Origin of the sequence: Rhizobium acaciae, from assembly GCF_025941625.1 — a bacterium.
GTDB classification, from domain to species: Bacteria; Pseudomonadota; Alphaproteobacteria; order Rhizobiales; family Rhizobiaceae; genus Rhizobium; species Rhizobium acaciae.
Window position 1 is genome coordinate 60,291 of the sequence record NZ_JAPCZO010000009.1, and the last position, 24,227, is coordinate 84,517.

Sequence of the window (24,227 nt, forward strand, 5' to 3'; positions counted from 1 at the left end):
ACGTCGGTTCCTCGATCATGTCATCAGGCGCAACGGCGGCCAAGCGCCTCGACCATCGCCTGGCAGGCGAGCAGTTCGCCGGCGAGGATGAATTCGTCCGGCTTGTGGGCGCGGCCGATGTCGCCCGGTCCGCAGATGATCGCATCGATGCCGGCGCGCTGGAAAAGCCCGGCCTCGGTGCCGTAGCTGACGGCGGCGAGCGGCTCGATGCCGGTCAGTTCGCCGAGCAGCGCTGCAAGCGGCGCATCGGCGGCCAGCGAAAGCGCCGGATAGGCGCTGAGTTCGCGCCATTCCACCTGAAAGCCAAGCTGCGATAGTCCCTCGGCCGCTGCTCGCAGTGGAGCCAGCAGCGTGATCGGATCGACGCCGGAAATAGCCCGCGCTTCGAACTCGGCCTCGCAACTGTCGGGAATGATGTTGACCGCCTGGCCGCCCTTCAGCGTGCCGACCTGAAGCGAGGAGTAGGGCGGTTCGAAAACATGCTCGAAAGGGCCGCGCGTGAGCCGTTCGGCTTCGGCGCGAGCGCAAGCCAGGACGTCGGTAATGGCATGGATTGCGTTCAGTCCCTGGTCCGGGCGCGAGGAGTGGCCGGACCGGCCCTTGACGGTCAGACGGGCCGCGGCCTTGCCTTTGTGGGCGCGGATCGCCCGCATGCCGCTCGGCTCGCCGATGATCGCGCCAAGCGGAGTTGCGCAGAGCTCCGGCAGGCGGGCGATCATGTGCGGCACGCCGCGGCAGCCGGCCTCTTCGTCATAGGAAAAGGCAAGGTGGACGGGGCGGCGAAGCGGTGTTTCCGCCAGCGCCGGAATGGCCGCGAGAACCGCGGCCAGGAAACCCTTCATGTCCGTGGTGCCGCGACCGTAAAGGCGGTCCGCTTCGGCCCGCAAGCGGAAAGGGTCGCTGGTCCAGCCGCTTTCGGCGGCGGGGACCACGTCCATATGGCCTGAGAGAATATAGCCCGGCGTTTCCTTCGGGCCGATCGTAGCGAAGAGGTTCGACCGATCGCCCTCCGGGCCGGGAAGCTCCGTGACGATAGCGCCGTGGCTTTGCAGATAGTGCCGGATCCATGCGACGATCTCGCCGTTCGGCGTGCCAACGACGGAGGGGAAGCCAATGAGCCTTTCGAGAACTTCAATGGCCTGCATCTGCGACCTCACAAGCATGCCCTGCCGCCGACGGAAACGACAATTCGGCCCAGCGAGATGTTAGAGGTGTTTGCAACTGGGCTGAAGGAGGGGACATTTCCGGGCTCTCACAGTGAACGGCGACTCCGGGCCGCTGGATCTGTCGATGAGTCTAGAGGGAGGCGCAGGCGTTACTTGCCGAAAGCACATCGGGATTTGGTCGATTGTTGTGTTTGCGCAGGCTTCACCAGTGAATTGTATCGAACGATCTGTTCTAGTCTGGACGGAGAAGTTTCCGGGCGCAGACTTGGCCAAAAAAAGCAGCAGGGGGCGGGAGTGAGTGAACTGACATCCGAATCCAGGTTCGTCGATAGTTTCGAGACGCATATCGCCGGGATCGACAGCGTTGCCCTCGACAAGTTGCATGCGCTGTCGATGACCGTCGCCTGGCCGCATCGCGGTGAGGACTGGCAGTTCCTGCGGGAGTTCGGACAGGGCATCGTGGCGATCGATGACATCGGCCGTATCCTGGGCTCTGCCATGTGGTTTCCCTATGACGCGCAATTTGCCACGGTCGGTATGGTCATCACCTCGCCGCGTCTTCAAACCAATGGCGCCGGTCAATGGTTGATGGGCCATGCGCTGAATCAGGTCGCCGGGCGGAGCCTCGGGCTGAATGCGACGCGCGCAGCGCGCCGTCTTTATCGGTCCCTGAATTTTGTTCGGGAGGCGCTCGTCTTTCAATGCCATGGCGAAGCGATGTTGCCGCCGGATGTGGCGCCGCCGTCCGGCGCCGTGATACGGGCCGTCGAGGCTGGCGATCTGGAAGCGATCGCCGAATTGGATTGCGTGGCCTTCGGCACGGATCGCAAACTGCTCCTGGCCCGGCTCCTGGCAAATTCCAAGGGCATCGTGTTGAGCCGCGCCGGCCGGATCGAGGCATTCTCGCTTTGCCGGCGGTTCGGGCGCGGCCATGTTATCGGTCCCGTTGTGGCGCGCAGTGACGCAGACGCGATCGCCGTCGTCCGCCCGCATGCTGCCGAGCACGCAGGGGCGTTCCTGCGCCTCGACACACGCGAGCAAGGCGGAGCCTTTTCCGATTTCCTCTCCCGCTGCGGTCTTCCTGTCTACGATATCGTGACGACCATGTCGCTGGGTGGCCCTTGGCTTCCGGTTGCCGGACGCGCAGTGGCGCCCGAGCCGAAGACCTATGCGCTCGTCAGCCAGGCACTCGGTTGACGCAAGCCTACTGAAGATCGTTGTCGGGTTTTAGAGCCTTTCCTGGTCAGATTGAAGCATTCTGTTGGCTCAAACGGAGTCGGATGGTCGACCGGCCGGCGCGTGTCGTAGCCAAGCTCTACGGCCAAGCCGGCCGGTCGATCAGCCGGCCCGTTTCAGCCAACCCGCAGGGCCGGGCATCCTTCCGCCAGGATCAAAGGCGATCGGCTCGGACGTACCTTGGGGTATGCCCGTCGCCAATCGCCTTTGCCCTGACGAAAACCTGCTCCGGCAGAATGCTTCAATCTGACCAGGAAAGGCTCTAAGCGCCGGGACAGATGGGGAGGCGGGTCAGAGCCTGCTGACGTTCGAATTCGGGCCGGAACGAGCGGTATTGCCAGAAACCCTCCGGGCTTTCCTTGCGGTACACGGTCTCGAGCCAGAACACTGTGTCATCGGTCGGCAAGACAGGATGCCACGCGTACCATTCCGACCAGATTTTTCCTGCCGGGTCGCTGTCCATGATCGCCACTCGCCTCCTCATCATCGGCGCAACTCGAACATCCGTGCGGCACAGGAGCCGTTGCGATCCCGGCGTGCCCGGGAAAATGTTCTATTGTGGAGAATAACAGGGAGAGAATATTCTTCAATGGAGATCATTTTCTCGTATTGCGCGAAGTTTTCCCTGTCCCCCGTCGGGGATGTTTCAGGTTGTAAGATGTGGCTCTGTTGACGAATGATTTCGTCGATGGATGCAACGCCTCGATTGGGCTTCGGCACCGGGCGATGAGCCGCGGTGTTCAATCACCACTGAACTGTTTGCGTGAGGTTGGATGCTCAGCTAATCGAACGCAGCCCGAGATAGGCCGCCAAACTGACGGCGGAGAGGGCGATCGTCAGCCTGGGTCTTGCATCGTCGAACATCGCCGCCAGCGAAAGGCCGAGCATCAGGATGACGGATTTTGCCCAAAGCTCCTGATCGGAGACGGTGAAAGCGATTGCCGCCAGAAAGACGGCGCTTGCGACGATCGTCACAGGGGCGGATTTCTCAGCGAGATCGCCGCCTGGGAAATACGGCAGGAGAAAACGGCGCATGCTCAAGCCTGAAGCGACGCTCAGAAGAAGACAGGTCAAGACAAGTTGCAACATTAAGGTCGTCGCCGATCGATCTGCAGATGGCCTTGCGGATGCAAACCGCATGCCAGCCTCAAACCCGCAAATCCTCATCCGGCAGAGGCAATGCCGCCGCCTGCATGGCTATTTCCTCGGCGTCGCGATCCTTTTTTCGGCAATCGCTTGCCTGTCCGGTCCGCGGATGGCGTTTTTCGTCCAATGCCGAAACCGGCTTGAGCTGATGCAATGATTTTTATATAGAGAATTATCTATCGTCTTAATTCCGGAAACGAGATCTTTTCATTGGACCTTTCATCGATCGAGATATTCCTCGCCGTTGCCAGCGACCGCAGCGTGACGAAGGCTGCCAAGGCCGTCGGGCGGGTGCCGTCGAATGTGACGACGCGCGTCCAGCAATTGGAGGAGGATCTCGGCGTTTCCCTCTTCAGCCGTGACGGCAAGAGGATGACGTTGACACGCGAGGGTGAGACGTTTCTCGGCTATGCCAACCGGCTTATGGCGCTTGCGCTCGAAGCGCGCCAGGCCGTGCGGCCTCTGGCCCCATCCGGGACATTGCGGGTCGGCACCATGGAGAGCACGGCGGCAAGCAGGCTGCCGGCGGCGCTGACGCAATTCAATCAGATGTGGCCTGATGTGTCGCTTCATCTGACGATGGGGGCGTCCCGCGATCTGACCCGCGACGTTCTCTCTGATGCACTGGATTGTGCGCTGATTGCCCGCCCGCCGAAGACGATGCGCGAGGAAGACTCGAGCTTCGATGCCGAACTCAAGGCGCTGGAGATGGAGCCGGTCTTCGTCGAAGATCTGTTGATCGTGCTGCCGTCCGGGCATCCGTCCATCAAATCCGCCGCAGACCTGCGTGTCGGATCGCTCGCCGCTCTAGAGCCCGGCTGCACCTATCGCAGGATCGCCGAAAACTGGGCGCGCAAATCGAGCGCCCTGCCGACGAGCGAGCTCGGCTCCTACCACGCGATCCTGGCGAGCGTTGCGACCGGCAAGACGGCCGGCGTCATGCCGCGATCCGTCCTTGATCTCATGCACTGGCCGACGCCTGTCCAGACCCATCAGCTGGGACCCGTCGAGACGCTGCTCGTCTATCGCAAGAATGATCGTCCCAGCGCGTTCAGCGCATTCCACGAAGTCCTCAGCGCGACAAAAGGCAGAGATATCAGGCTGGCGACAAACTAGCCCGCACGCCTTTCTTCTTCGCCGCCAGATAATCCTCGCTTAAAATTGGTCTTGTCATGCAGTATCCCGTTTCCCCGAAGGTGGGACCGAGCCGCTTTCGCCGCTTCCGTTTGTTCTCACCCATATTGGCGGGTGCGACCTTACGAGAGCGATTGATTGCATGTCTCGGCGCTTTGCTGGCCATTGGTTTCACCGGCGTCATCAGCGGCTATCTGTTCGGGCAGGGGCCGCATCTTCCCTTGATCGTCGCGCCGATGGGGGCGTCCGCGGTGCTTCTTTTCGCGGTGCCGGCAAGCCCGCTGGCGCAGCCATGGTCGATCATCGGCGGCAATACGATTTCCGCCCTGATGGGGATTGTTGCCGCCTATTTCATTGGCGATCCGATCATCGCGACCGGCGTCGGCGTTTCGCTTGCCATCGGCGCCATGTCCTTCACGCGCTGCCTTCATCCGCCCGGAGGAGCTGCTGCCCTGACCGCCGTGCTCGGCGGACCTGTCGTTGCCGGCTGGGGATTCCTCTTTCCCTTCGTGCCCGTCGCTTTGAACTCCTGCATTCTCGTCGGCCTTGGCCTGCTGTTCCACAAGCTGTCCAAGCGGAATTATCCGCATGTCGTTCCGAAATCGGCGGAGAACACGCATCAGACGATCGACCTGCCATCGGCCGTGCGGGTGGGTTTTCGCGAGGAGGATGTCGATGCGGCCCTCGAAGCGCTTGACGAAACCTTCGATATCGACCGGGCAGATCTCGGCCGGCTGTTGCAGCAGGTCGAGCTGCAAGCGGCCATCCGCTCAAACGGCAAGATCAGTTGTGCCGATATCATGTCGCGCGACGTGATCGCCATTGGCGAAGCCTCGGAACCGGATGCCGCACGGCATCTGCTCTTGAAGCACAATATCCGCACCTTGCCGGTGAAGGACCCAGAGGGCCGCCTCGTCGGCACCGTCGGCTTGCGGGAATTGTCGATGAGCACCGAGACCATCGCGCATGCGATCGCGAGGCCGGCTGTGGCGAGGCCTTCGGACCCCGCTCTGTCGCTATTGCCCGTTCTGACGGACGGCCGCACGCATGCCGTCATCATTGTCGACGACGATTACCGGATCCTTGGCCTGATATCGCAGACGGATCTGCTGAGCGCAGTAGCGCGACTGCTGCCAAAGGAAGACAATGCGATCCCGGCAGTGGCCTGAGCGGTGGGCGTGGAATCTAGCTGGAGAAAAAGTCGGTGCTGATCGAGCGCGATGCAAATGGCGATTTTATCCTGGAATCATCGGAACTGGCGGAGCGGTTCGGGTTGTCGCTCGCCGATCTTCGCCGCCACATGCGCCATGGTTCTGTCATCAGTTCCGTGGAAATCGGGACAGCTGAACACGAGGGGACGAAACGGGTGTCGCTTCGGCTCGGCAACAGGCTTTGGCAAGCCGTTCTGAACGATGAAAATGAAGTGCAGCAGGAACAGATGACTGTTCTTCGGGGTAAACCCTCCGGACGGCATCCGCGCTAAATCGACGCCAGCCGTCGGGAGATTGACCATGCCGGCTGGAAGCCCCTTGTTCAGTGCAATCCGAGATAGGCTTTGCGGACGTCTTGGTTATCGAGCAGGGCGGCGCTATCGCCGGAGAGGTGGATACGGCCGTTGACCATGACATAGGCCCGCTGCGACAGCTTCAGTGCATGATTGGCGTTCTGCTCGACGAGAAATATCGTTTTGCCCATCGCCGCGATCTCCCGCAAAACTTCGAAAACGCGCTTGACGATCAACGGCGCCAGGCCGAGCGACGGTTCGTCGAACAGGATCAGTTCCGGCCGCGCCATCATGGCGCGGGCGATGGCGAGCATCTGCTGTTCGCCGCCCGACATGGTGCCGGCGGTCTGGTTTCGACGTTCCTTGAGGCGCGGGAAGAGCTCGAACATGGTGTTCCGGTCTTCTTCGAAATGGGCCATGCCGATCGGCGTCGTGCCCATCATCATATTCTCTTCGACGGACATTTCCTGATAGATCTGGCGGCCTTCCGGAACGAGCGCGATGCCGCGCCGGGAAATCCTGCTGGTCGGCATCTGGGAGATGTCTTCGCCACGATGCAGTATCTTGCCGGATGAGGCGCGCGGCGCGCCGAAGATGGAGGAAAGCAGCGTGGTCTTGCCGGCGCCGTTTGCACCGATCAGGCTGACGATCTCACCGGCTGAGATATGAACGTTTACCGCCTTCAGCGCTTCGATCGGGCCGTAATGGGCGTGAACGCCGGCGAATTCGAGAAGCGGTACCTGCGTGTCGGACGACTGGCTCATGCTTGCACCTCTTCTTCGCTGACCCCGAGATAAGCGGCGACAACGGCCGGATCGTTGGCGACATGCTTAGGCGTGCCGTCGGAGATCACCTCGCCATGATCGAGCACGACGATGTGGTTCGAAATGCGCATGACGAGACCCATGTCGTGCTCGATGACGAGAACCGTCTGCTTGTGATCGGCACAGAGCCGTTGGATGACCTCGGCCAGATCCAGCGTTTCGGAAGGGTTCAGGCCGGCAGCCGGTTCGTCGAGGCATATGAGGCTCGGGCCTGTGCACATGGCGCGGGCGATCTCGACCCGGCGCTGCCGGCCGTAGGGCAGTTCGCCGGCCAGGCGGTTGGCGTCGTCGGCAAGCTTCATTTGCCCAAGCCAGTGATAGGCGCGGTCGACGGCTTCTGCCTCGGCCTTGCGGAACGCCCCGGTCCGGAAAACGCCGCTGAGAATATTGTTGCGGGTTGCCAGATGCTGGGCGACCAGAAGGTTCTCGATGACCGACATCTCCTTGAACAGGCGGATGTTCTGGAACGTCCTGGCGATTCCTGCGCGCGTCACGAGATGCGAGCCACCGGCAACCCGTTTCGTCACCAACTGGCCGATATCCGTTGGACCATCGCGCCCGTTCAGCATGATGCGGCCTTCACTGGAGCGATAGAATCCAGTGATGCAGTTGAACATCGTCGTCTTGCCGGCGCCGTTGGGACCGATGAGGGCGGTGACCGCGCCGCGTTCGACCGAGAAGCTGACGTCCCGGTTGGCGACGATGCCGCCGAAACGCATCGTCACGTTCTGCACTTCGAGGATAGGGCTCATCGTCCCGCCTCCGCCTTACCCTCAAAGGACAGTTCGGTGCCGATGCCTTCCTTCGTCGAACTCGGAAAGAATGCCGGGCGCTTGATGCGGACCAAGCCGCGCGGTTTCCAGATCATCATCACCACCATCAGGATACCGAAGACCAGAACGCGGTATTCGGCGAACTCACGCAGAAGTTCCGGCAGAATGGTGAGAACGAGCGCTGCCGAGATGACGCCCGCCGTCGATCCGAGACCGCCAAGCACGACGATGGCGAGGATCAGCGCGGATTCGAAGAAGGTGAAGGATGTCGGGTTCACGAAGCCCTGTTGTGCGGCGAAAAAGACGCCGGCGAGGCCGCCCGTGGAGGCGCCGAGCATGAAGGCCGTCAACTTTGTGAAGACGTGATTGACGCCGAGCGAACGGCAGGCGATCTCGTCTTCCCGCAGCGCTTCCCACATGCGGCCGAGAGGGATGACGCGCAGCCGCTCGACGGCATAGATGACGAAGCCGACGACAAGAAACAGCACGAAATAGAGGAACCAGAACCGGTAGTCCGCGCTGTAGGGGATGCCCAGATATTCATGAATGGGGATGCCACCCTGTTTGGCCGTGCGGGTGAATTCGAGGCCGAGGAATGTGGGTGCGGGGACCGGAGCGCCGTTGGGGCCGCCGGTGAATTCCAGCCAGTTGTTCAGCACCAGACGAATGATCTCGCCGAATCCGAGCGTGACGATGGCAAGATAGTCGCCATGCATCTTGAGGACGGGGAAGGCGAGGATCATGCCGAATAGACCGGCCAGAAAAGGCGCAAGGACCAGAGCGCCCCAGAACCCGATGCCGAGATATTGCGATCCGAGCGCCAGGAGATAGGCGCCCACGGCGTAGAAGGCGACGTAGCCAAGGTCGAGCAGACCCGCAAGCCCGACGACGATGTTGAGCCCGAGGCCGAGCAGGCAATATATCAGGGCGAGGATCGCGATACCCAGGAAGTACTTGTCGGCGAAAAACGGCAGACTCAATCCGGCGAGAAACAACAGGGAAAGAACCAGCACCGGTGATCTCTCCTTGCCGGTCATGACAGTCACGCCGGCGCCGTTGCCGGCCATGCGCCGGGTGAATTTTCGGCCGAGGCTGCTCATCTGGAACAGCGAGAGCGCCGTTCGGCCTGCCGTGACGACGGCCGCCAGCAACACCGCGCGCATCAGTTCGTTCGTGAACGAAAATCCGTCGAGCACCAGCCCCGAGATCGGGCCGAACAGGATGAGGGAGACGGTAAAAGTGAGGAGCGCTTGCTTGAAGAGCCCCCGAAGGCGTTTGGATTCCATGGCTTCTTGCTCCTCCTCAGACTTTCTGGGTTTCAGGCCGGCCAAGCAGGCCATACGGTCGGAAAAACAGGAGGGTGATGAGCAATGCGAAGGCGAAGACGTCCTTGTAGTCGGTGCTGACATAGCCGGCGAACAGAGCCTCGGTCAGGCCGAGGACGATGCCGCCGAGCACGGCGCCGGGCAGCGAGCCGATCCCGCCGAGAACCGCGGCCGTGAAGGCCTTGATGCCCATGACGAAGCCGATGAAAAAGTTGAAGGAACCGTAGTTGAAGGTGACGAGCGTACCGCCGACGGCGGCAGTGGCCGCGCCCATGACGAACACCGTCGAAATGATCCGGTCGGTGTTGACCCCGAGTATCGCGGAGATCCGGATGTTCTGCTGGGTGGCGCGGCATTCGCGGCCGATCCTGGTGTAGTTGATCACATAGGTCAGTATGCCCATGGCGATCAGCGACGCGAACAGGATCACCGTCTGCATGTAGGTGATCTGCGCGAAGTGGGTATCGTTACCGATGCGAAACGCCCCCTGGATGAGCGTCGGCACACCCTGGTCGCGCGCCCCCTGGGCGATCTGGACGTAGCTCTGCAGCATCAGCGAGATGCCGATGGCCGATATCAGCGGAGCAAGCTTGGTCGAGCCGCGAAGCGGACGATAGGCGACGCGCTCGATCACCCAGCCATAGACGGCCGTTATCGCGCAGCTGATCACCAGCACGGATATCAAGGCGAAGGGAACCGACTGAACGCCGAAATAGCCGAGGACGGCAAGCGTGATGGCGGCGATGTAGGCCGATACCATATAGACGTCGCCATGGGCGAAGTTGATCATCCGGATGACGCCGTAGACCATGGTGTATCCGACCGCGATCAGGCCGTAGATCGTCCCGAGCGTGATGCCGTTGAACAATTGTTGAACCAGGATGTAAAAGTCCATGGTGAACCCCTCTTATGGTTTTCGGGGATGCCCGAGCCAGCCGAACCTTGAGGTCCGGTCGGCTCGGGCAAAATGCCTTACTTCACCAAGACAGGGGTTCCCTTGTCGTCGAAGTTGTAGAAGACGAACTTGAAGTCCTTGATGTCGCCCTTGGCGTCCCAGGTGATCTTGCCGATGGCGGAATCGACGGTGTTGCTGCGGAGATAGTCGGCCTGGGCCTTCAGCTCGTCGCCGGCCTTCAGCGCGGCAATGACGGCCTGTGCGTTGGCATAGCCATAGAGCACATAGTTGGCCGGCGTGATGTTGGCTTTCTTCAGCGAATCTTGGACGCCCTGCGTGGAGGGATCGGCCAGCGGATCCGGCGTTGCCGAATAATAGACGTTCTTGAGGTTTTGCGCGCCGCCGGCGGCCGCGACGAGTTCGGTCTGGGCGAAGGCATCGCCACTGACGACGACGACGTCGACACCCTGCTCCTTCAGCTGGCGGATCAGCGGACCGCCTTCGGGAATGAGGCCGCCGAAGTAGACGGCGTTGGCGCCGGAGCTCTTGATCTTGGTGACGAGCGCGTTGAAGTCACGTTCGCCGCGGGTCAGGCCCTCATACATCACAGGCTTGATTCCGCGCGCTTCGATCGTCTTCTTGACGGCGTCGACCAGGCCCTGGCCATAGGTGTCCTTGTCGTGGATGAGGGCGATCTTGTCCCGCTTGAGCGTATCCAGAATGAAGGCGCCGGCAACGACGGCCTGCTGGTCGTCACGGCCGCAGCCACGGAACAGATTGTCGAAACCGCGATCGGTGACGGTCGGATTGGTCGAGGACGGCGTCATTTCGAGGATGCCGGCATCATTGTAGATTTCGGAAGCAGGGATCGTGTTGGACGAGCAGAAATGCCCGATCACGGCCTGGACCTTGTCCTGGTCGACGAAACGATTGGCGACGGAAACGGCTTGCTTCGGTTCGCAGGCGTCGTCACCCTTCACCAGTTCAATCTTCTTGCCGTTGATGCCGCCCGATGCATTGACGTCGGTGACGTAGGCGGAGACGCCGCTGAATACCTGCTCGCCGAAGGTCGCATTGGCGCCGGTATAGGGGCCGGCGACGCCGATCTTGATCGTGTCGGCCGCCAAAGCGTTGGAAAACAGCAGGGCGGAGGCGACGGCGGTGGCGCTAAGAAGTGTCGAGACGGATTTCATGTGGTTTTCCCTCTGGTTGAAGCTATTCGATCTCTAGTCGTTCTCGACGCGGTTTAGCCCGCGTTCATACTTCGCTTTGGAGGCTAAGCCGTTAGTTTTGCTAGGTAATTCGTTCTCGTTGAAAACGCTGAGAAGAGCGAGTTTCGAGATTTTCGATCCTTTTCTTAATTGACACTTATATGATAAGTGACATATACGAAGACCGTCAAGCGGAAATGTTGCAGTGTTGTTTGCAACAGTGAAGAATGGCGGGATGCATGACCGCGCGTGCGCGGTCGCGAACGTTAAAAAGCGGGGAACAAGACGGTGAGCAGCACGCCACGAAACTGCCGGGTGGGCGTCGATATCGGCGGCACCTTTACGGATATCGCTCTCGACCTCGATGGGACGCTTCACTCGACCAAGATCCTGACGGACTATACGGCGCCGGAGCGGGCGATCCTCAAAGGTGTGAAGACCGTCGCCGACATGGCGGGCATCGCTCTTTCAGAGATCGGCATCCTCATCCATGGCACGACACTTGCCACCAACGCGCTCATCGAGCGGCGCGGCGCCAAGACCGCCTTCGTGACGACGGAAGGTTTTCGCGACGTGCTTGAGATGCGCACCGAGAACCGTTTCGAGCAATATGATCTCAATATTTCCCTGCCGCCGGCTCTCATCGCGCGCGCCGACCGCTTCGTCGTGCGTGAGCGTATCGATGCGGCCGGCAAGGTTCTACTGGCTCTGGACGAAGCTTCGGTCGCAGCCGTCGTCGAGAAAATCGCGGCAGGCGGCTATGAAAGTGTCGCGATCGGGTTCATCCATGCCTATGCCAACGGCGCGCACGAAGTCGCCGTCCGCGACGCGATCCTGAGGCGCCTTCCTGATGTTTCCGTTTCGATTTCGTCGGAGGTTTCTCCGCAGATGCGCGAGTTCGAGCGCTTCAACACGGTTTGCGCCAATGCCTACGTCAAGCCGGCGATCAAATCCTATCTCGATCGTCTTGTCGTGTCGCTGAAGGAGATCGGGGTCGGCTGCCCGGTCTTCATGATCCACTCCGGCGGCGGGATCGTCTCGGTCGAGAGCGCCTCCGAGTTTCCGGTCCGCCTGGTCGAATCCGGTCCGGCGGGCGGCGCGATCTTCGCGGCCGACATCGCCCGTCAATACGGTCTCGATACGGTTCTTTCCTTCGACATGGGTGGCACTACCGCCAAGATCTGCCTGATCGAAAATCAGGTGCCGAAGACGGCCAAGACTTTCGAGGTCGCGCGCACCTATCGATTCCGCAAGGGATCCGGCATGCCGATTTCCATCCCCGTCGTCGAGATGGTCGAAATCGGCGCCGGCGGCGGTTCGATCGCTTCGGTCGACGCAATGCGCCAGATCCGCGTCGGCCCGCATTCGGCAGCCTCCGAGCCGGGCCCGGCCTGTTATCAGCGCGGCGGCAAGAACCCCACCGTGACCGATGCCGACCTGATCCTCGGCAAGCTCGATCCCGCCAATTTCGCCGGCGGCGCGATCCCGCTTTCCATCGAGGCGAGCCGCCAGGCGATGAGCGACGATATCGGCTTGGTGATCGGCCTCGATCCGGAAGCTTCCGCCTACGGCACCTGCGAAATGGTCGACGAAAACATGGCCAATGCCGGTCGCGTTCACACCGTCGAGAACGGCAAGAACATTTCCGATTTCACCATGATCACCTTTGGTGGCGCGGGACCGCTGCATGCCGCACGGCTCTGCGAAAAGATGGGTATCTCGACCTTCCTCGTTCCGCCAGGTGCCGGCGTCGGGTCCGCGATCGGCTTCCTTAAAGCGCCCTTCGGCTACGAAGCCGTCCGCAGCGCCGTCTTCAACCTGTCGAATTTCGAATATGCGGAGGCTAATCGGCTCCTGGAAGCGATGAAGGCCGAAGCACTCGGCTTTGTCGAAGGCGGGCTCGACGCCGGCTCCCCGGTGGTCGAACGCACGCTGTTCATGCGCTATGCCGGGCAGGGCTGGGATATTCCGGTCCCATTTGCTGACGGCAATTTCGACTCTGCGAGTGCCGAGACGATCGCGGCCTCGTTCGAAAGGGAATATGAGCGCTTCTTCGGCCGCGCCATCGAGGGTCTCGACATCGAGATCGTCAGCTGGTCGGTCAAGGCGAGTTCGCCGCTGCCGCCGGTCGAGCGTATTCCGCCCGTTGCCGAAGGCAATGTCGTGCAGCCGGCCAAGACCCGCCGCCTGTTCGAGGCTTCGCAAGGCGCCTATCTCGAAGCCGGAATTCATGAGCGCACCGGTCTGAAGCCCGGCGACGTCATCAAGGGTCCCGCGGTCATCGTGGAGCGTGAGACCTCAGCCGTTCTTACCTCTTCCTTCAAGGCCATCGTTCAGCGCGACGGCAGCCTTCTCGCAACCCGGATCTGAGGATAGTCACATGAACCAATCCATGATCGATATCCATATGCAGGTCATGTGGAACCGGCTGATCTCCGTCGTCGAGGAGCAGGCGCAGACCCTGATCCGCACGGCCTTCTCCACCTCGGTGCGCGAGGCGGGCGATCTGTCGGCCGGCGTCTTCGACCTGGAAGGCCGCATGCTGGCGCAGGCGGTTACCGGCACGCCCGGCCACGTCAACGCCATGGCGGAATCCGTCGCGCATTTCATTCGCGACATCGGGCCGGACAATATCTTTGAAGGCGACGTCTACATCACCAACGATCCCTGGAAGGGAACGGGCCACTTGCACGACATCACCGTCGTCACGCCCTCCTTCCATCACGGCAAGCTGGTCGGTTATTTCGCCTCGACCGCGCATGTCGTCGATATCGGCGGCCGCGGTTTCGGCCCGGATGCCCGCGAAGTTTATGAAGAGGGCATCTTCATCCCGATCATGAAATTCTTCGAGCGCGGCGAGCTGAACCGGACGCTGATCCATATCGTCCGAAACAATGTTCGCGAAAACGACAAGGTCGTCGGCGACTTCTATGCGCTCGCCGCCTGCAACGAAACGGGCCAGCGCCGGCTGGTCGACATGCTGACGGAATTCAATCTCCCTGATCTGTCGACGATCGGCGGCTTCATCCTCAAGCATAGCCGCGAGGCAACGCTGGAGCGGCTGAGGAACCTTCCGCACGGTTCCTGGAGCTATAGCCTCGACCTCGACGGCTATGATGAGCCGGTGCATCTCGCCGCCAAGCTGAGCATTGGCCCCGAGGGAATCGTGGTCGATTTCGACGGTACCTCGGGCATGAGCAAGTTCGGCATCAATGTGCCGCTCGTCTATGCCAAGGCCTATGCCTGCTATGGCATCAAATGCGTCGTGGCGCCGGAAATTCCAAACAACGCGGCCTCTCTCGCGCCCTTCGACGTGGTGGCGCCGGAAGGCTGCATCCTCAATGCCAAGCGGCCGGCACCGGTCGCCGTCCGCCACGTTCTCGGCCATTTCGTGCCGGATCTCGTGCTGGGCGCGCTGCATCAGGCGCTTCCAGGCCATGTTCCGGCGGAGGGTGCGAGCGCACTCTGGAACCTGCATATGAGCGTGCGCCCCGTCTCCGATCAGATCGGCGGCAAGGGCGCGGAAATCCTGATGTTCAATTCCGGCGGCACCGGCGCCCGCGCCGCTCTCGATGGCTTGAACGCCACCGCCTTTCCGAGCGGCGTGCACACGATGCCGATCGAGGCGACGGAGAATGTCGGCCCCGTCATCATCTGGCGCAAGGAATTACGCGAGGGATCAGGGGGTGCCGGCGCGCAGCGCGGCGGTCTCGGCCAGATGATCGAGATCGAAGCGGCCGAGGGCTTCAGCTTCCGTTTCTCCGCCATGTTCGACAGGCTTGGCCACCCCGCACGCGGCCGCGAAGGCGGACTGAGCGGCACGGCCGGCGCAGTTGCGCTCGACGACGGTACGGTTCTCAAGGGCAAGGGGCTGCAATTCGTGCCGGAAGGCCGGCGCCTCGTTCTGTCGCTTCCGGGCGGCGGCGGTTACGGCGATCCGGCACATCGCTCGGCTGATGCGATCGAGCACGATCTGAAGCATGGATACATCACAGAAGAACAGGCTGAAGCCTACGGCAGGAGCGGGACGAAGGGAGGCAAGGCATGAATATGATTGCATTCGAAAGCACGCGCGTTGCGACGATCAAGTCCTCGCCGTCCATGGCGGTATCGGTCGCCGCCAAGGCGATGCGGGCCAAAGGAGAGCATGTCGTCGACCTTTCGCTCGGCGAGCCTGATTTCGACACACCTGACCATATCGTTCAGGCGGCGATCGAGGCCATGCGCAAGGGGCTTACCCGCTATACCGCGCCGGACGGCCTGGTGGAACTGCGCGAAGCGATCGTCGCCAAGTTCAAACGTGAGAACGGCCTCGACTACGCCATGGATGAGATCTCCATCGGCAACGGCGCCAAGCAGATACTCTTCAATGCATTCCTGGCCACGCTGGAGCCCGGCGACGAGGTGGTCGTGCCGGCGCCTTACTGGGTCTCCTACACCGACATCGTCATCCTGCACGGCGGCATTCCGAAGATCGTGCCTTGCGGTGTCGAGGATGCCTTCAAGATCACAGCCGAGCGGCTGGACGCAGCCATCACACCGAAGACGCGTTGGTTTCTGTTCAATTCTCCGTCCAATCCGACGGGGGCGATCTATACGGCGGACGAACTGAAGGCGCTTGGTGCGGTGCTGGCGCGGCACCCCCACGTGGCGATCATGTCGGATGAGATCTACGAACATATCGTCTGCGGCGACGTGCCCTTCACGTCGTTCGTCGTCGCCTGCCCGGAGCTGAAGGACCGCACGCTCATCATCAACGGCGTATCCAAGGCCTATGCCATGACAGGATGGCGCCTCGGCTATGCGGCCGGCCCGAAGGAACTGACCAGGGCCCTGAACAAGCTTCAGTCCCAGAGCACGACCTGCCCGTCCTCGATCACCCAGTTTGCCGCTGCCGCAGCGCTCAACGGTCCCCAGGATTTCGTCACAACGGCGGTTGCCGAATACAAGGCGCGCGGCGAACTCGTTGCAAGGGGCTTCAGTGTGATACCCGGTCTTGAGGTGCGGGCTCCGGAAGGGGCGTTTTATCTCTTTCCCAGATGCGCCCACTATATCGGCAGGACGGCGCCCGACGGCGCCAGGATTTCCAACGATACGGAACTGGCCTCCTATCTCCTGAGGGAAGGCAAGGTCGCAACCGTTCCCGGCGCGGCTTTCGGCGTCGAACCCTATATTCGCCTTTCCTTCGCGACCTCGCGTGACAATCTTGCCATTGCCATCGAGCGCACCGCCGATGCACTGGCCAAACTTCGCTAAAGGGAAAATTCGATGACCGATTATCAGCGCACGCTTCTGACCGGCGCGGCCGGCGCTCTGGGAACCCAGCTGCGCAAGTCAGGAACAAGGCTTGGCAAGATCGTCAGGCTGTCTGCACGCAAGCCCTGCGACAACCTCGAGCCGCACGAGGAGGATCTTCCGGCGGATCTTTCCGACTTTGACGACGTTTCGAAAGCCGTGGAGGGCTGCGACGCCATCATTCATATGGGTGGTCAGGGGCTCGAAGCCCCTTGGAACACCATCCTCAACGCCAATATCGTCGGCAGCTACAACATCTATGAGGCGGCCCGGCAGCATGGCGTCAAGCGCATCGTCTATGCCAGCTCCGTTCACGCCATCGGTTTTTACGAGCGCACCGATACGATCGACGGCAACGTTCCGACCCGCCCCGACAGTCTCTACGGCGTGTCGAAGACCTTCGTCGAAAATCTCGGCCGCTACTATTTCGACAAGTTCGGGATCGAGACCGTGAGCCTGCGCATCGGCTCGTCCTTCTCCGAGCCGACGGACCGGCGCCACCTCATCACCTGGCTTTCCTATCGCGATTGCCGCCAGCTCGTGGAAAAGAGCCTGTCGGCAGAACGCGTCGGCTTCATGGTCGCCTATGGCATGTCGAACAACAGCCGGGCGTTCTGGGACAACCGCACGGCGGCATCGCTTGGATACAAGCCGGAAGACAGCGCCGACGATTACGCGGACAAGGTTTTCGAAAAGACCACACAGGGCGATCCCAACGATCCGGCGGTGCGCTTCCAGGGCGGCAGCTTTGCCGCCGCCGGTCACTTTGAAGACGAGAAAAAGTGAGACGCCCCGATGCAAGCTTCCAAGTCGTCCTATGACGTGGTGATCGTCGGCGGTGCAGTGGTCGGCAGTTCGACGGCATATTTTCTGGCGACCAATCCCGACTTCAACGGGTCGGTCCTGGTGATCGAGAAGGACTGGACCTATCAGCGTTCGGCGACGGCGCTGTCTTCCAGCTCCATCCGCCATCAGTTCTCGAATGCGATCAATGTCAAAGTCTCGCAATTCGGGACGGAGTTCATCCGCAACTTCAAGGAAAACGTCGCCATCGACGACGACACGCCCGAGATCGGTTTTCATGAGGCCGGCTATCTGTTCCTCGCCGAGGACGAACGCGGCGATCAGGTTCTCAGGCGTAATCACGAGACCCAGGTCTCGTGCGGCGCGGAAGTGACGCTTCTCGACCCGGATGGTCTCGGCCGGCGGTTTCCTTGGCTGAACCTCGAAGGATTGACGCTCGGCAGCACCGGCGAGCGGGGCGAGGGCTGGTTCGACAGCGTTGGCCTGCTGCAGGGCTTTCGGAAGAAAGCGCGCGCGCTCGGCGTAGAGTACATCGAAGACGAAGTTGTTGCCGTCAACAGAGAGGGAGACCGCGTCGTTTCGGTGTCGACGAAGAGCGGCCAGACGATCGCCTGTGGCACGATGGTCAACACCTCAGGCACCAACGGCAAGAAAATCGCCCGCATGGCCGGGCTCGACGTCCCCGTGGAGCCACGCCGACGCTCGCTGTTCGTCGTCGATTGCCGCACGCCTCTTGAAGGAAAAGTGGGCCTGACGATCGATCCTACCGGCGTTTTCTTCCGGCCCGAGGGCAAGTTTTATCTGATGGGCACCTATCCCAAACATGACCCTGAAGTAGACCCCAATGATTTCGACGTCATGCACGACGAGTTCGATGAGGAGATCTGGCCGATCATGGCGAACCGGGTTCCGGCATTCGAGGCGATCAAGGTCGTCAACTCCTGGGCCGGCCACTACGACTATTGCACCCTCGATCACAATGTCGTCCTCGGACCGCATACCGAGGTCAGCAATTTCCTCTTTGCAAACGGCTTCTCGGGGCACGGTCTCCAGCAGTCGCCGGCGATGGGGCGAGGTCTCTCGGAACTGATTACCTATGGCGGCTTCAAGACCCTTGATCTTTCGCCATTCGGCTACGAGCGGGTAGTAGCACAGCGCCCCTTCCTCGAAGACGCCGTCATTTAACGAGCAGCAGAGGGGCTCCCCGATGAAAAACGAAACATCCAAGCGCAGCGGCGGCCAGGTGCTCGTCGATGCCTTGCGCATCCATGGTGTCGAGCGCGTGTTCGGCGTGCCGGGCGAAAGCTATCTTGCCGCGCTCGACGCCTTACACGATATGGAAGACGCCATCGAATTCGTCATCTGCCGGCAGGAAGGTGGCGCCGCCTATATGGCGGAAGCCTATGGCAAGATGACCGGCAAGCCCGGCATCTGCTTCGTGACCCGCGGGCCGGGTGCGACGAATGCCTCCGTGGGCGTGCATACGGCCTTCCAGGATTCGACGCCGATGATCCTGTTCATCGGGCAGGTGGCGCGCGATCAGATGGAGCGCGAAGCGTTCCAGGAGATCGATTATCGCCGCATGTTCGGTCAAATGGCAAAGTGGGTCGTCGAGATCGAGGATGCCGCCCGCATTCCCGAGCTCATCAGCCAGGCATTCCACCGAGCGGTCAACGGCCGGCCCGGGCCGGTGGTCGTCGCCCTTCCCGAAGACATGCTGACCGATATGGTCGATGTTGCCGATACTCCTCCCTACAAGAGGGTCGAGGGTTTTGCCGGCCCGCAGCAATTCGAGGAATTGCTCGGCCTTCTCTCCGAGGCGAAGCGCCCGATGGTCGTGGTCGGCGGCGGCGGCTGGACGCAGCAGGCCGTTACCGACCTGAAGGTATTTTCGGAAGCTTTCGGCCTGCCTGTCGCCGCTTCTTTCCGCTGCCAGGACCTGTTCGACAATAGGCACGAAAACTATGCCGGCGACCTCGGCCTTGCGGCAGGGCCGAAGCTGATCCGCCATATGAAGGATTGCGACCTGCTGATAACAATCGGCGCCCGCCTCGGCGAGATGACGACAGGCGCCTATACGCTGATCGACATTCCGGTTCCGAAGCAGTCTCTTGTTCATATTCATCCGGGCGCGGAGGAACTGGGGCGCGTTTATCACGCGCGATTGCCAATCAATGCCAGCGTCGCGGGTTTCCTGTCGCAGGCGGCAAAGCTGAAGCCATTAGCTGCCCCGGTGTGGAAGGACTGGACCAGAACGGCCCATGCCGACTACCTCGAAAATCTCGAGCATCCCAAGGTGCCGGGTCCCGTGCAGATGGGCGATATCATGGAATGGCTGCGCGGCCACCTCAAGCCCGACGCCATCCTGACCACCGGCGCCGGCAATTATTCCGCCTGGGCGCACCGCTTCTATCAGTATCGCACCTTCCGCACCCAGCTCGGACCGACGAACGGTTCCATGGGCTACGGCGTGCCGGCGGCGATCGCCGCCAAGATCACCGATCCCACGCGCACGGTCGTTGCCTTTGCCGGCGACGGATGTTTCCTGATGAACGGTCAGGAACTTGCGACCGCCATGCAGTATGACGCTCGCGTCATCTTCCTCGTCATCAACAACGGCATGTATGGCACGATCCGCATGCATCAGGAGCGCGAGTATCCCGGCCGCGTCTCCGGCACCCGCCTGACGAACCCGGATTTTGCCTCGCTGGCACGATCTTATGGCCTCCACGGCGAGACGGTGGAAAAGACCGGGGACTTCGCCGGCGCTTTCGAACGCTGTGAGGCTTCCGGCAAGCCGGGTCTCATCGAAATCCGGATCGATCCGGAAGCACTGACGCCGAAAATGAGCCTGACGCAAATTCGCGACCAGGCTATCGCACAGGGAAAGTGATCGCGGGAAAAGGCGCTGTCCCCAAAAAAGCCGGGCGGCGCCTCAGCAGACCAGCGGAAAGTGAAACCGCTTGAGGGGCGCGGAAACGGCGAGATAGGAACGCAGGAAGCGTCGCGGCAGGCGGGTCATCCTTTCCTTCCCCTTGACTTAATCCTCCGTTTCGCTACTCGCCGGCTCATCGAGCATCGTGCGGTAACGATGGAGGCTTTCCTCCAGATGGACGATCAGCGCGGCCTTCGCAGCCTTGGCATCACCCTGGGTGATGGCGGCCAGGATAGCGGCATGTTCCTTGTTGATCTTCTTCAGGTAGGTGCTGTAGCCGCGCGCCGATTGGCGATGCTTGAGCACGAGTTCGAAATTGATGCTCTCTATCACCGCTTCCAGAAAACTCGGGAAGTGGGGATTGCGGGTGGCGCGGGCGATCGCCAGATGGAATTCGAAATCGGCGCGTGCCTCGACCTCGGCATCCTGAGTCACCAGGTTTTCGAGGTTGTCGTAGGCGCGGGCAATTTCAGCCAGCGCCTCCGGCGTGCGCCTCGACGCGGCAAGGGCAACGGACTGTATCTCGACGCCGAGCCGCAACTCCAGGATCTGCATCGCGGAGCGAATGTCCTCGATGCGGCTGATTTCGAAATTGAGGGTCTTTGCGTCCTTGTCGCTAACATAGACGCCGGCACCCTGTCGCGTCGTGACCCTTCCGCCCACCTTAAGAGAGGTGAGCGCCTCGCGAATGACGGTTCGGGAAACGCCGAACTCTTCGCACAGCTGGGCGCTTGACGGAATTTTCTCGCCGGGAGCATAAAGACCGGAGTCGATCCGTTCCATCAGCTTCGCAACGACGATTTCCGCGAGATTGCCTCGTTGCGTAATGATTGACACTGGTTTGCTCCGATTTTCACGATCGAATTTAGCACATATCACATATCATGCCACATCTGGTTGCGGGATGTCGGCGTTTTCAGAGATTATCTTGTCGATGACCTCAAAGGGATGCGGCAGGCGCTTATTGTCGATTTCCTTCACCTGTGAGCGGCACGAATATCCGGTGGCCATGAGACTGTCGGTGTCGCCGGCGGCATCGATCTCCCGCTTCCAGCTCATCGCATAGAGGCGCTCGGAGATCGGCCGATTGCGGGCCTCGTGGCCAAATGTACCTGCCATTCCGCAACAACCCGTTTGGGCCGCCTGCAGGTCGATGCCGAGGCTCGCGAATACTTGTTTCCATTGCGCAACGGAGGCGGGCGCATTGGTGCGTTCGGTGCAATGGGCCATCAACCGGAAGCTCTTGCCTTTGGCGGCTGAGGGTGAAGCGGCAAGCCGGCCGAGGTTGGCGACCAGCCATTCCTGCGGAAGGAGAATGGTCGCCTTCAGCACCCCCTTGTATTCGCTGCGGAACGCAAGCGTCATCGACGGATCGAGCCCGACCAGTGCCACGCCCGCATCATCCAGCCGCTGAAGATAGCGCGCGGTCCGCCCGGCCGCAGCCTCGAAACGTCCGAGATAGCCATGAACGTGCAGGGCTTTGCCATTGACATGCGACGCCGCGAGGAAGGGCGAAAGCCCCATTTTCCGCGCAAGCCCGATTGCGGCGAGAGCGACCTCAGGATCGAAATAGGCGGTAAACGCATCGGCGACGAAGATGACGCTCTGCTCCCTCTCACGCGGCGACAAGGCCTCGATTTGCGGAAGTGTCGCAAGCGGCACGCCAAGGCGGGCGGCTTCCTTCGCCAGAGAGATCCGCGGCAGGCGAGGCAGGGAGGTCAGCCCGGCAACACGCATCATCATCCTGCCGGCTCGCGTGCCGACGACCAGGTTGTAGGCAGGTCGTATCCGGTGGACCAGCGGCAGGGTGGTCTCGATGGCTGCGACGAGCGGATCCTTCAGCGGACGGAGGTAGCGTCCGTAGTAAAGTTCCAGGAATTTGGAGCGGAAGGCCGGGACGCTGACTTTCACGGGACATTGTCCCGTGCAGGCCTTGCAGGCCAGGCAGGTGTCCATCGAAGCGCGGACCTCATGGGAAAAGTCGTCCCGATTTTGAGGGTTCAGCGAGTTGAAGACGCGCCGAGCGAAGCTCGCGAGCGGAACGCTCTGCCGCAGGCGTTTTGCCTCCTGGCGGGGATCGATGCCTTTCTCGGCAAGCAGCCTCAGCCATTCCCGCATCAAGGCGGCGCGGCCCTTGGGCGAAAAACGCCGGTCGCGTGTCGCCTTGTAGGAGGGGCACATGGGGCTCGCTTCGTCGAAATCGAAACAGGCGCCATTGCCGTTGCAATAAGCGGCGTTGTCGAAGGCTGCGCGGATCTCGTTGCCGATGATGCGGTCGATATCTCCCCGCAGCGGAACCTCGTCGATTTTCAGCAGCGCTTGGCCGGAAGGGGTTGCGATCTTGCCGGAGTTGAGACGGTTTTCCGGATCGAAAGCCCGTTTGATCTCCTGCAGGCTGGGATAGAGATCGCCGAAGAATTCAGGCACATATTCGGAACGCACTCCCTTGCCGTGCTCCCCCCAGAGAACGCCGCCATATCTGCGCGTCAGCGCTACGACGGCGTCGCTTATCTCCCGGACCAAACGGACATGGTCATTGCGGGTGAGGTCGAGGGCAGGCCGCACGTGCAGGACACCGGCATCGACATGGCCGAACATGCCGTAGGAAAGGCCGGCGCCATCGAGCAATGCACGGAACTCGCGAATATAGGCCGCGAGGTTTTCCGGCGGCACGGCGGTATCCTCGACGAAGGCGACGGGCCTGACCGGCCCGTCCACATTACCGAGCAGACCGACCGCCCGTTTGCGCATCGACCAGATCGCCTCGACATCGGCATGATCCCGCGCAATCGTATAACCCAAGTGACGCGCATTCGCGCCCGTGGCAAGCGCCGCAGTCACCTCGGCCAATTTGCGTTCGAGTTCGGCTTCATCGTCGGCGAGCACTTCCGCGATATTGATGCCGTTTGTGGTTCGGCCTGCATCGTCGGGAAAAAAGCGGGCAATGCCCGTCCAGACGATGTCGCCCCTGGCGAGGCCTAGAACTTTTTCATCGACCGTTTCCACCGAGGCGACCTGGAGCGCCACGAGCGTGCGGGCATCTTCCAATGCCGTGTTGAAGTCCCCGTAACGGATGTTGATCAATGCCGCATGGGCAGGAATCGGCAGAAGATTGAGCTCGGCTTCGACGATCATCGCCAGCGTTCCCTCCGAGCCGCAGAGGATGGCATTAAGGTCGAAGCGTCCGTCGCTTCGCCGGATGTGAGCGAGGTCGTAACCGGTCATATAGCGGTTGAGCTTCGGGAACACCTCGGTGATCCGGTCGCGTTTTTCCCGCGCGATGCGTTCGACTGTCCTGTGGATCTCGCCGACGCGGTCCTCACGCGCGACGATCTCTTCGAGCGCCGCTTCATCGAGCGGGCGCGACCACCAGTCGGTCCCATCCGCAAGCACGATGCGCAATCCCAGCACATGGTTGCTGGTCTTGCCGTAGAGGCATGAACCCTGGCCGCAGGCATCGGTGGAGACCATGCCGCCAATGGTGGCGCGATTGGAGGCGGAGAGTTCGGGCGCAAAAAACAGGCCGTAGGGCTTCAACGCCTGGTTCAACTGATCCTTGACCACGCCCGCCTGGACTCGCGCAATTCTCCTGATCGGGTCGATCTCGAGAATGGAATTCATGTGTCGCGAGCAGTCGACGACGATGCCTGAGGTGAGGGATTGACCGTTCGTGCCGGTTCCGCCGCCGCGCGGCGCGACAGTGATCCCCCGAAAAGCCGGCTCCGACAGCACGGCCGCCGTAATCTGCAGGTCTTCAACGCCTCTGGGGAAAAGGATACCGGTCGGCTCGATCTGATAGATGGAATTGTCGGTCGAAAAAACGGTCCGGCTCGCCGCGCCGGTTTCGATGTCGCCATCGAATCCCGCCTCGACGAGCCGCTGGAAGAATCCCACGGCGGGAAGGGGGATTGAACCGTTCGGCCGGAGGCGTGGAATCATGTCGAGACCTTCAGAATGCACTTGAGCTTTGTCGAAGTTG

At 61.4% G+C, this 24,227-nt stretch carries 21 protein-coding genes; 10 read left to right on the top strand and 11 right to left on the bottom strand.

What is annotated here, in order from left to right; genetic code table 11:
• Positions 1-23 precede the first annotated feature (23 nt).
• A complete protein-coding gene (gene argE, locus OLZ32_RS15870; RefSeq protein WP_264397197.1) occupies positions 24-1,145 on the bottom strand; it encodes an acetylornithine deacetylase in 1,122 nt (373 codons plus the stop codon).
• Positions 1,146-1,460: 315 nt separating this feature from the next.
• On the opposite strand from argE, the gene OLZ32_RS15875 reads away from it, so the two are divergent.
• On the top strand, positions 1,461-2,363 hold the full coding sequence (locus OLZ32_RS15875; RefSeq protein WP_264397198.1) for a GNAT family N-acetyltransferase: 903 nt from the start codon (positions 1,461-1,463) through the stop codon (positions 2,361-2,363).
• A 301-nt stretch (positions 2,364-2,664) separates the two neighbouring features.
• Here OLZ32_RS15875 and OLZ32_RS15880 read toward each other — a convergent pair whose 3' ends face one another.
• The 3 genes from OLZ32_RS15880 to OLZ32_RS15890 form a co-directional block, all read right to left on the bottom strand.
• A complete protein-coding gene (locus OLZ32_RS15880; RefSeq protein ID WP_003549821.1) occupies positions 2,665-2,889 on the bottom strand; it encodes a hypothetical protein in 225 nt (74 codons plus the stop codon).
• A 290-nt stretch (positions 2,890-3,179) separates the two neighbouring features.
• Positions 3,180-3,491, bottom strand: coding sequence for a hypothetical protein (locus OLZ32_RS15885; RefSeq protein WP_026160252.1), 312 nt, complete (start codon positions 3,489-3,491; stop codon positions 3,180-3,182).
• 58 nt (positions 3,492-3,549) lie between these two features.
• Positions 3,550-3,702 (bottom strand): hypothetical protein, encoded by a 153-nt coding sequence (locus OLZ32_RS15890; protein ID WP_264397199.1) that lies wholly within the window; start codon positions 3,700-3,702, stop codon positions 3,550-3,552.
• Between the two features lie 56 nt (positions 3,703-3,758).
• Between OLZ32_RS15890 and OLZ32_RS15895 the strand changes: the two genes are divergently transcribed.
• Genes OLZ32_RS15895 through OLZ32_RS15905 form a run of 3 tightly spaced genes read left to right on the top strand, consistent with a single transcriptional unit; the run spans position 3,759 to position 6,165 of the window.
• Entirely contained in the window at positions 3,759-4,664 is a 906-nt protein-coding gene (locus OLZ32_RS15895; protein ID WP_264421782.1) for a LysR family transcriptional regulator, read from the top strand.
• 56 nt (positions 4,665-4,720) lie between these two features.
• Positions 4,721-5,851 carry an HPP family protein gene (locus OLZ32_RS15900; RefSeq protein WP_264397200.1) on the top strand — a complete coding sequence of 377 codons (1,131 nt, stop codon included), beginning with the start codon at positions 4,721-4,723 and terminating at the stop codon, positions 5,849-5,851.
• 35 nt (positions 5,852-5,886) lie between these two features.
• On the top strand, positions 5,887-6,165 hold the full coding sequence (locus tag OLZ32_RS15905; RefSeq protein ID WP_264397201.1) for a DUF6522 family protein: 279 nt from the start codon (positions 5,887-5,889) through the stop codon (positions 6,163-6,165).
• A 50-nt stretch (positions 6,166-6,215) separates the two neighbouring features.
• Here the strand turns inward: OLZ32_RS15905 and OLZ32_RS15910 are convergent, their stop codons facing one another.
• From OLZ32_RS15910 to OLZ32_RS15930, 5 genes are all read right to left on the bottom strand, one after another.
• Positions 6,216-6,950 carry an ABC transporter ATP-binding protein gene (locus tag OLZ32_RS15910; protein WP_264397202.1) on the bottom strand — a complete coding sequence of 245 codons (735 nt, stop codon included), beginning with the start codon at positions 6,948-6,950 and terminating at the stop codon, positions 6,216-6,218.
• Positions 6,947-7,762 carry an ABC transporter ATP-binding protein gene (locus tag OLZ32_RS15915; RefSeq protein ID WP_264397203.1) on the bottom strand — a complete coding sequence of 272 codons (816 nt, stop codon included), beginning with the start codon at positions 7,760-7,762 and terminating at the stop codon, positions 6,947-6,949. The genes OLZ32_RS15910 and OLZ32_RS15915 overlap by 4 nt, the downstream gene beginning before the upstream one ends.
• On the bottom strand, positions 7,759-9,069 hold the full coding sequence (gene livM / locus OLZ32_RS15920) for a high-affinity branched-chain amino acid ABC transporter permease LivM (RefSeq protein WP_264397204.1): 1,311 nt from the start codon (positions 9,067-9,069) through the stop codon (positions 7,759-7,761). Before livM ends, OLZ32_RS15915 begins: the two co-directional genes overlap by 4 nt.
• Positions 9,070-9,085: 16 nt before the next feature.
• Entirely contained in the window at positions 9,086-10,003 is a 918-nt protein-coding gene (locus OLZ32_RS15925; protein ID WP_264397205.1) for an ABC transporter permease subunit, read from the bottom strand.
• 77 nt (positions 10,004-10,080) lie between these two features.
• Positions 10,081-11,196 carry an ABC transporter substrate-binding protein gene (locus OLZ32_RS15930; protein WP_264397206.1) on the bottom strand — a complete coding sequence of 372 codons (1,116 nt, stop codon included), beginning with the start codon at positions 11,194-11,196 and terminating at the stop codon, positions 10,081-10,083.
• Between the two features lie 306 nt (positions 11,197-11,502).
• Here OLZ32_RS15930 and OLZ32_RS15935 point away from each other — a divergent pair, with 306 nt between their 5' ends.
• The 6 genes from OLZ32_RS15935 to OLZ32_RS15960 are packed head-to-tail and all read left to right on the top strand — an operon-like array spanning position 11,503 to position 20,206.
• Positions 11,503-13,584 carry a hydantoinase/oxoprolinase family protein gene (locus OLZ32_RS15935; RefSeq protein WP_264397207.1) on the top strand — a complete coding sequence of 694 codons (2,082 nt, stop codon included), beginning with the start codon at positions 11,503-11,505 and terminating at the stop codon, positions 13,582-13,584.
• Positions 13,585-13,594: 10 nt separating this feature from the next.
• On the top strand, positions 13,595-15,262 hold the full coding sequence (locus OLZ32_RS15940) for a hydantoinase B/oxoprolinase family protein (protein WP_264397208.1): 1,668 nt from the start codon (positions 13,595-13,597) through the stop codon (positions 15,260-15,262).
• Positions 15,259-16,470, top strand: coding sequence for a pyridoxal phosphate-dependent aminotransferase (locus tag OLZ32_RS15945; RefSeq protein WP_264397209.1), 1,212 nt, complete (start codon positions 15,259-15,261; stop codon positions 16,468-16,470). The genes OLZ32_RS15940 and OLZ32_RS15945 overlap by 4 nt, the downstream gene beginning before the upstream one ends.
• 12 nt (positions 16,471-16,482) lie before the next feature.
• The gene (locus OLZ32_RS15950; RefSeq protein WP_264397210.1) at positions 16,483-17,295 is read left to right on the top strand and encodes an NAD-dependent epimerase/dehydratase family protein; all 813 of its coding nucleotides are present in this window, start codon (positions 16,483-16,485) and stop codon (positions 17,293-17,295) included.
• A gap of 9 nt (positions 17,296-17,304) precedes the next feature.
• Positions 17,305-18,498 carry an NAD(P)/FAD-dependent oxidoreductase gene (locus OLZ32_RS15955; RefSeq protein WP_264397211.1) on the top strand — a complete coding sequence of 398 codons (1,194 nt, stop codon included), beginning with the start codon at positions 17,305-17,307 and terminating at the stop codon, positions 18,496-18,498.
• A 22-nt stretch (positions 18,499-18,520) separates the two neighbouring features.
• Positions 18,521-20,206: a thiamine pyrophosphate-binding protein gene (locus tag OLZ32_RS15960; RefSeq protein WP_264397212.1), complete on the top strand. Its 1,686-nt coding sequence runs from the start codon at positions 18,521-18,523 to the stop codon at positions 20,204-20,206.
• A 147-nt stretch (positions 20,207-20,353) separates the two neighbouring features.
• On the opposite strand, the gene OLZ32_RS15965 is transcribed toward OLZ32_RS15960, so the two are convergent.
• Positions 20,354-21,085, bottom strand: a complete 732-nt coding sequence (locus OLZ32_RS15965) for a FadR/GntR family transcriptional regulator (protein WP_264397213.1) — start codon at positions 21,083-21,085, stop codon at positions 20,354-20,356.
• Positions 21,086-21,130: 45 nt separating this feature from the next.
• Positions 21,131-24,187 carry a D-2-hydroxyglutarate dehydrogenase YdiJ gene (ydiJ, locus tag OLZ32_RS15970; protein ID WP_264397214.1) on the bottom strand — a complete coding sequence of 1,019 codons (3,057 nt, stop codon included), beginning with the start codon at positions 24,185-24,187 and terminating at the stop codon, positions 21,131-21,133.
• Positions 24,188-24,227: the final 40 nt, after the last annotated feature.

Excerpts from the sequence above, each read along its gene's own strand:
- OLZ32_RS15880 (WP_003549821.1), bottom strand. The coding sequence starts at position 2,889 with ATGATGAGGAGGCGAGTGGCGATCATGGACAGCGACCCGGCAGGAAAA.
- OLZ32_RS15900 (WP_264397200.1), top strand. The coding sequence starts at position 4,721 with ATGCAGTATCCCGTTTCCCCGAAGGTGGGACCGAGCCGCTTTCGCCGC.
- OLZ32_RS15930 (WP_264397206.1), bottom strand. The coding sequence starts at position 11,196 with ATGAAATCCGTCTCGACACTTCTTAGCGCCACCGCCGTCGCCTCCGCC.
- argE (WP_264397197.1), bottom strand. The coding sequence starts at position 1,145 with ATGCAGGCCATTGAAGTTCTCGAAAGGCTCATTGGCTTCCCCTCCGTC.
- OLZ32_RS15885 (WP_026160252.1), bottom strand. The coding sequence starts at position 3,491 with ATGTTGCAACTTGTCTTGACCTGTCTTCTTCTGAGCGTCGCTTCAGGC.
- OLZ32_RS15955 (WP_264397211.1), top strand. The coding sequence starts at position 17,305 with ATGCAAGCTTCCAAGTCGTCCTATGACGTGGTGATCGTCGGCGGTGCA.
- OLZ32_RS15915 (WP_264397203.1), bottom strand. The coding sequence starts at position 7,762 with ATGAGCCCTATCCTCGAAGTGCAGAACGTGACGATGCGTTTCGGCGGC.
- OLZ32_RS15940 (WP_264397208.1), top strand. The coding sequence starts at position 13,595 with ATGAACCAATCCATGATCGATATCCATATGCAGGTCATGTGGAACCGG.
- OLZ32_RS15960 (WP_264397212.1), top strand. The coding sequence starts at position 18,521 with ATGAAAAACGAAACATCCAAGCGCAGCGGCGGCCAGGTGCTCGTCGAT.
- OLZ32_RS15945 (WP_264397209.1), top strand. The coding sequence starts at position 15,259 with ATGAATATGATTGCATTCGAAAGCACGCGCGTTGCGACGATCAAGTCC.
- OLZ32_RS15910 (WP_264397202.1), bottom strand. The coding sequence starts at position 6,950 with ATGAGCCAGTCGTCCGACACGCAGGTACCGCTTCTCGAATTCGCCGGC.
- OLZ32_RS15950 (WP_264397210.1), top strand. The coding sequence starts at position 16,483 with ATGACCGATTATCAGCGCACGCTTCTGACCGGCGCGGCCGGCGCTCTG.
- livM (WP_264397204.1), bottom strand. The coding sequence starts at position 9,069 with ATGGAATCCAAACGCCTTCGGGGGCTCTTCAAGCAAGCGCTCCTCACT.
- OLZ32_RS15925 (WP_264397205.1), bottom strand. The coding sequence starts at position 10,003 with ATGGACTTTTACATCCTGGTTCAACAATTGTTCAACGGCATCACGCTC.
- ydiJ (WP_264397214.1), bottom strand. The coding sequence starts at position 24,187 with ATGATTCCACGCCTCCGGCCGAACGGTTCAATCCCCCTTCCCGCCGTG.